Here is a 6,518-nt window from a genome sequence, read left to right as displayed (position 1 = left end):
AAAATTTGACAGTTTCAAATCTTTTGGTGATAGTGGAATTAATAAAATTGCTACAACTAAAACTAGTAAACTGAAAATGTAAATCCAATAATTGGTTATCCAACTGCTTGAAGCGGCTAATTGACCGCCACCCATAATAAATATAATCCCACCAATATTAGTAAATGTAGTTGTTAATCCCATGGTTGATTTAGGCAATAACTGAGAAATCAAAACCTGTGATAAATTAGTACAAGCTCCTTGACCAAGTCCTACTAAACAAGAACACCCCATTAAAAAAGCAAAGGATGAATTGTAGATAAGTGGCATAAATCCACCTAGAACAATCAATAAAATAGCTGCGAGAGTTAATATTTTTAAATTTAATTTGGCAGCTGTCAATTTTCCTACTACAATTCCTGCAATCATCATAAATAAGTTGGGCAAGGATGTTAACATCTGAACCCCTGTATTTGATAATGAAAATGTTCTTGCAATTGCAGCATAAGATGGTGTAATCGCTAATGAAGCCATGCCCATTGCACTAACCGCTAAAACACCAATCCTTGTTTTAGTGATATATGAAGATGTTGAATTTGAAATTTTCATTTTTAATCTCCTAAGTCACTTACAATTGCTAATCCTGCTAATCTACCACTAGTCCAAGCAAATCCTGAAGCTAAGCCTTCATAAGCTGGGTAGCTTTGCCCTTCATAATACCCACCAGCATTGGCACCACCAGCGTATAATCCTTTAATAGTTTTAAAGCTTTTATCTAAAACTCTCATATGATCATCAACTCTAACACCGCCTACCGTTCCAAGATAAGCGACTTGTGCTTTAAGTAAATAAAATGGGCCTTCTTCTACGCTATAAATTAAATGATTGGACTTCTTAGCAAATTCTTTATCATCTTTATTTTTAACTGCTTCGTTATATGTCTTTACTGAGGTTTCAAGATTTTTCAAATTCATATCTGCTTTTTCAGCTAATTTAGCTAAAGTTTCCCCCTTAAATGCAGTTCCTAATCTCACAGCTTCATCAGCTAACTTAACGAAATCACCAGGCTTATCTGTTGCACCAGGGCCAGCTTTAGAAACAGTTAATTTTGTCCCTCTTGTATACTCATTTAATGTCTTTGTATCAACTAAAATGTAATACATACCGCCCACATTATATCCAGCATTAGCCCAAAGCACTGTATCATAAACAGTATCTTCATTAGTAAAGCGACGACCATCTGGATCAACCCACATTAATGGAGTAAGTAATAGTCTCGTTAATGGATTATCACTAAAACCAGCTAAGTGCTTTTTAGATGTATTTTGTGTGACCTTAGATCTAGCTAGTTGTGCAGCATGGATTAACGCATGTGAATCAATATTAACAGCCCCTGCATTTTCAAGTGCTGTCATCCCTTCTCCCATACTTGGAACTCCTAAACTTCTCATTCGATTAGTTTTCATTAATTTAGCGACTCGCTGAACATTACCTCCGAATCCACCAGTTGCTACTAAAGTTGCTTTGGCGTAAATTTTAACTTCATTTCCATTTTCATCTACAGCAATTATTCCTTTGATCAATCCATCCTTATCTTTAACCAAGTCTTTCATAGTAGTTTTAAATAGAAATTTAACACCTTTTTCCTCAAGATTTTTCTTAATTCTTTCATATGAATCATCCTTATTTTGATACATATGATAAGATCCACCAGCATAAGGATTATCTTTATGAGCGTATTGAGTTGTATTAGATGTTGGATTTAGTTTTATTTCCATTCCCCATTTTTCAATAGCTTCTAAAGTTGGCTTAGCGTTTTCTACAATTCTCTTCGTTAAGGGACCATTATTTAAGTAATGATTATATTCATTTAATTGTCTAATAGCTTCTTTTGTTGACAAATGCAAGCCTTCAACTTGTTGTTCTTTTGTACCAACAGCAAAAAAGCCACTTGAAATACGTGTATTTCCTCCTATTTTAGGCAATTTTTCAATTGCAATAACCTTTAAATTGTTTTCTGCAGCAACTATGGCACATGAAAGTCCTGTACCACCAGTACCAGCTATAACAACATCAGTAAATATTTCTTTAACCATAATCTTTATCCTTTCTCATTTTTCGCTTCAATAATATCGTGAATAGATTTACAATTTAATAGTAAAAGTTATCTTTAATTTTAGTTTTATGTATCTTATAGGTAAAAATATGGTTCTTAAATATCGTTCTTACGACAACAATGAAATCGTTAACAGTTCAAAACAAAGCTTTAAAATTAATAGTTTGAATTATTTTCACATGGAATTTTTAGAAGCCTTAACTACATGTATTCTAAGTTCTGGTAATCGAACCATACAGCTAACAAGATCTGATATAATTGTTTCTCATCACTTTAAAAATATTAGAATTTCAAGCAAATCAAGACATGATGTTATTCGATTAATTAGTATAGATATAAAATATCCTAGTCCTTTAAATCAGTATCTCGTTGCTGACAACCCCTTAATTCATGACATGATGAATGATACAAATAAGGATTTATGTTATATCTGTTTTAAAAAAATACATTCACAAATTTGCCACAATTATCTAGATATTTTACAAATCATTGCAAGCAAAAAACGAGATAAATATTATGATTTTCAATCACAAAGAATTAGTGGCTTACTATTAACTGAATTACTTCATAATCATCGTCAGAAAATCTCAAAAGTAGATTCAGATTTTCCATCTAAAAAAGTAAAATATGCAAGTAAAGATACCCAAGCAGGTGCTTTAATGTCGTATATAGCTAGTCACCATGGACAAGTTACTTTATCTGAAATGGCAAATGAATTTGGGTATCAAAAAAATTATCTATCCCGTCTTTGTCAAAAGTTATTTAAGCAAGACTTTATACATCTACGTCTAAACATCAGAATTAGCTTAGCAAAAGAACAACTGAAACTAACCACAAAAAGTATCGAAGAAATATCTAATGAATTAGGCTACAAGGAAGTTTCATCTTTTAGCAAGCAATTTTCTCAAATTACCGGAATAAGTCCTCAAAATTGGCGAAAAAAAAGTAGCTCAGATTAATTATTTTCTGAACTACTTAAAACTTATAAATTTGAACCGTTAGCCGCAATTACCTGCTTGTACCAATAAAATGAATCATTACTCTATAGAGATAAAGATACTTTTTTAGTTAGCCAACATAATTCTTAGAAACATAAATATAGGACCTTCAATATTTAATATTAGCTAATCATTTCCTTTTTTTGAACAGATAAAATTTCTTCACCATGCTCAACTTTGTTTTTATCGTTAGATTCAATCTTAGTATAATCATCTGTATTAGTTATAACCATAATAATAGTTGGATCTAAACGTTTACTTCTTATGACGCCAACATCCATTCTACCCAGTAATTGGCCTTTTTCTATAGATTCACCTTCTTTCACTTTAACTTGGAAGCCTTCTCCATTTAATGAAACTGTATTCAAACCTAAGTGAACTAAAATTTCAGCACCTTGATTAGTTTTAATTCCGTAAGCGTGGCCAGTTTTAGCAACTACACTTAATTTCCCTGCTGCAGGAGCATAAATATTTACAATTCCTGACTCCGGTGCCTTAAAAGCAACTCCTTTTCCCATCATCTCTGATGAAAATACAGGATCTGATACTTCTTTCAACTCAATCGTCTCAGCTGAAACAGGAGCTGCAATAACTTCATCTTTTACTTCGATTTTATTCTTCTTTGAAGCACTATCATCATCTACTAAAACATCCTTTGGAATAGCAAACATATTAGTTAAGATAAATGCCACAACAATTGTCAAAATTGAAACAATAGTATAAATAATTAAGCATCTAAAATTATATATATACATTAAATATGATGGTAAAACCGCTAAGCCATAAGTATTAGCAGCCACATTGAAAATACCCAGAACTGCTGCACCTAAACCTGAAGTAAAGACAGTTACAAAAAGTGGACGCATATTATAACGAATCAAAACCCCAAAAATAGTTGGTTCTGAAACACCAAATAATTGTGAAGCCATTGCAGAGGCGCAGTTTTCTTTAGTATTTTGTGATTTCGCTCTTAGAAAGATAGCTAATGCCACCCCTAAATTAGCAAATCCATACATTGCTTCTAAAGTAATCAAAGGATTAAGATGAGTTGCTGCAAGAAGAGATGTTTCTATGGCAATCATCATTTGGTGTATTCCGACAACAACCATTAAAGGATATAATGCACCAATTAGAAATCCACCAATACCAAATGGTAAATGAATTAAGCTTTGGACTAATGAAACAAGGATATTTTCAACGCTATGAACAATAGGTCCAACTCCAAGAACCATAATTGAGAAGGTAACCAATAAAGTTAAAAATGGTGTAAGGATTTGTTCCAAAACATTAGGCATATGTTTTCTAAAGAATAATTCTAGTTTTGCACCCAAGAACCCTGCTACCAAAGCTGTTAAAACTGACCCTTGACTACCAATAACCGGAATTGAATTAAAAAGAATAATCGCTTTTGCACTACCATTAGCCACTGAATAAGCATTAGGCAGAATTGGCGAAACAAGCATAATTCCAAGAACAATACCAATAATCGGTGTTCCTTTAAAATACTTGAAAGTTGACCAAACAAGTAATGCTGGTAAAAATGCAAAAACAGTATCAGTTAATACACTTGTAACAGTAATTAAACTGCTTGGTATTGCTGCTGGCGTTGTACCAAAAATCTTTAAAACCTCAGCATTAGTAAATGTACTCTTTAGTCCTAAAAATAAACCCGTTGCAGCAATTACTGGTACAATTGGGATAAAAATTCCAGCAAGCATCGCCATGATTCGACGTCCCAATGGCTGATTTGACCTATCTTCAGTGCTTTGAACATTATCATTGCCATAAATTGCATTTACACGCTTGCTTTTTTCTATTTCTTCATAAACGTGATTAACTACGCCAGTTCCAACAATAACTTGGTATTGTCCTGATCCAAAAAAGACTCCTTTAACACCAGATAAATTTTGAATACTGTTATCATCAATTTTGTTACGATTTTTGACAATAAAACGCAGTCTTGTTTCACAATGCGTGACTGATTCTATATTATTGTCACCAATTATATCGATAATTTCATTTGCTAATTTTTTATAATTCACAGTTTGCTTAGACATTTTACATACTCCTTACAACAAGTGCTTGATATGGTTTCAATTTAATCAAATTATCAGCCTCAGCAATCTCATCATAGTTATTACTTAATATTTCATCGTATTTTATAGGCACGCTTTGATTCTTGTCAGATAGATTAACTATCACTTTGCATTTTCCACGATAATAAGCAATGACATTATTATCACTTAAATCAATTGATTTAAATTCACCTTCAACTAAATCTGCTTCTAGATCTGCTCTTTTTCTTAAATAGATTAAATGCTTGTAAAAATTTAATACAGAATTAGGATTCTTAAGCTCATCTACTACATTAACATTTGAACATGTTTCCGCATATTCGAGCCATGGTTTAGCACCTCGATTAAAGCCATGATTAGCTGAAGAATCCCACTGAAACGGAACTCTTCCATTGTCCCGAGAGCGATTATTTACAAAAGTTAAAGCTTTCTTTTTAGAAAAACCTTCTTCTAATGCCCGTTGATAATTATTCAAGCTAGAAACATCATTGAACTCTTTTATACTAGTTCTCTTAACGTTTAACATTCCTAGTTCTTGACCCTGATAAATAAATGGCGCACCTCTCAAGAAGAAAAACAAAGTTGCTAGTGCCTTGGCTCCAATTTCATTTCGAAATTTTGGTGATTTAATAAATTTATTAATGCTTCTAGGTTGATCATGATTCTCTAAAAAATTAGCTGCCCAACCACCAGGTACTTTATTAATCTTACTTTGACTATCACAAATTTTGGTAAACAAATCTTGGGTGTTCCACTTATTTGTTCGATACCATTCCGAACCTGATTTCACATCAATATCTATATAATGAAAATCGAATGCCATTGAAAAGTACCCATCTTTCCCAATAAATTTGGGAAATTGATCATATCGCAGTCCACTAGTTTCACCTACAGTAACTACTTTTCCCCAGCCTTTTTTCTTTAATTCCTTCAAAAAAATATCAAGACCTGGTCTATTTTCAGTCTTATATTTGACTTTAACCAAACCATCATTACCATCAGCAGTCAGAGACGCAAAGTCTTGGTCTTTCTTTAAAAATGTAATAGCATCTATTCTGAATCCATCAATTCCCTTATTAATCCACCAATTAATAATCTTATAAATTTCTTCTCGAAGTGCTGGATTTTCCCAATTTAAATCCGGTTGATGTTTTGAAAAAACATGCAAGTAATACTCATCTGAAGAATTTGGTACTTTTTCCCATGCTGATCCTGCTCCAAAGTTACTTCTCCAATTATTAGGAGGAGCCCCGTTTATACCTTTTTTGAAAATGTAAAAATTACGATATTTTGAGTTAGGATCCTTCAAAGCTTTTTGAAACCATAAATGTGAAACTGTCAAATTTTTTG

The 6,518-nt window shown here is 32.5% G+C and carries 5 protein-coding genes; 1 reads left to right on the top strand and 4 read right to left on the bottom strand.

Features of this window, described 5'->3' with window-relative positions; genetic code table 11:
- Together ACNDLV_RS05105 and ACNDLV_RS05100 are read right to left on the bottom strand one after the other, a co-directional pair.
- A partial coding sequence (locus ACNDLV_RS05105) for an MFS transporter (protein WP_498882938.1) occupies positions 1-588 on the bottom strand: 588 nt, incomplete at its 3' end.
- Between the two features lie 2 nt (positions 589-590).
- Positions 591-2,075, bottom strand: coding sequence for an FAD-dependent oxidoreductase (locus tag ACNDLV_RS05100; RefSeq protein WP_006587291.1), 1,485 nt, complete (start codon positions 2,073-2,075; stop codon positions 591-593).
- 109 nt (positions 2,076-2,184) lie between these two features.
- Here ACNDLV_RS05100 and ACNDLV_RS05095 point away from each other — a divergent pair, with 109 nt between their 5' ends.
- A complete protein-coding gene (locus ACNDLV_RS05095; protein WP_022091149.1) occupies positions 2,185-3,054 on the top strand; it encodes a helix-turn-helix domain-containing protein in 870 nt (289 codons plus the stop codon).
- Between the two features lie 161 nt (positions 3,055-3,215).
- On the opposite strand, the gene ACNDLV_RS05090 is transcribed toward ACNDLV_RS05095, so the two are convergent.
- Together ACNDLV_RS05090 and ACNDLV_RS05085 are read right to left on the bottom strand one after the other, a co-directional pair.
- Positions 3,216-5,150 carry a PTS sucrose transporter subunit IIABC gene (locus ACNDLV_RS05090; RefSeq protein WP_006587289.1) on the bottom strand — a complete coding sequence of 645 codons (1,935 nt, stop codon included), beginning with the start codon at positions 5,148-5,150 and terminating at the stop codon, positions 3,216-3,218.
- A gap of 1 nt (position 5,151) precedes the next feature.
- The coding region (locus tag ACNDLV_RS05085; RefSeq protein ID WP_498882937.1) for an alpha-amylase family glycosyl hydrolase at positions 5,152-6,518 on the bottom strand (1,367 nt) is incomplete at its 5' end.

It is taken from the genome of Lactobacillus fornicalis, from assembly GCF_055362665.1.
Note: the sequence above shows the minus strand (reverse complement) of the source record. Positions and strands in the feature narration are given on the sequence as shown.

Excerpts from the sequence above, each read along its gene's own strand:
- ACNDLV_RS05100 (WP_006587291.1), bottom strand. The coding sequence starts at position 2,075 with ATGGTTAAAGAAATATTTACTGATGTTGTTATAGCTGGTACTGGTGGT.
- ACNDLV_RS05095 (WP_022091149.1), top strand. The coding sequence starts at position 2,185 with ATGGTTCTTAAATATCGTTCTTACGACAACAATGAAATCGTTAACAGT.
- ACNDLV_RS05090 (WP_006587289.1), bottom strand. The coding sequence starts at position 5,150 with ATGTCTAAGCAAACTGTGAATTATAAAAAATTAGCAAATGAAATTATC.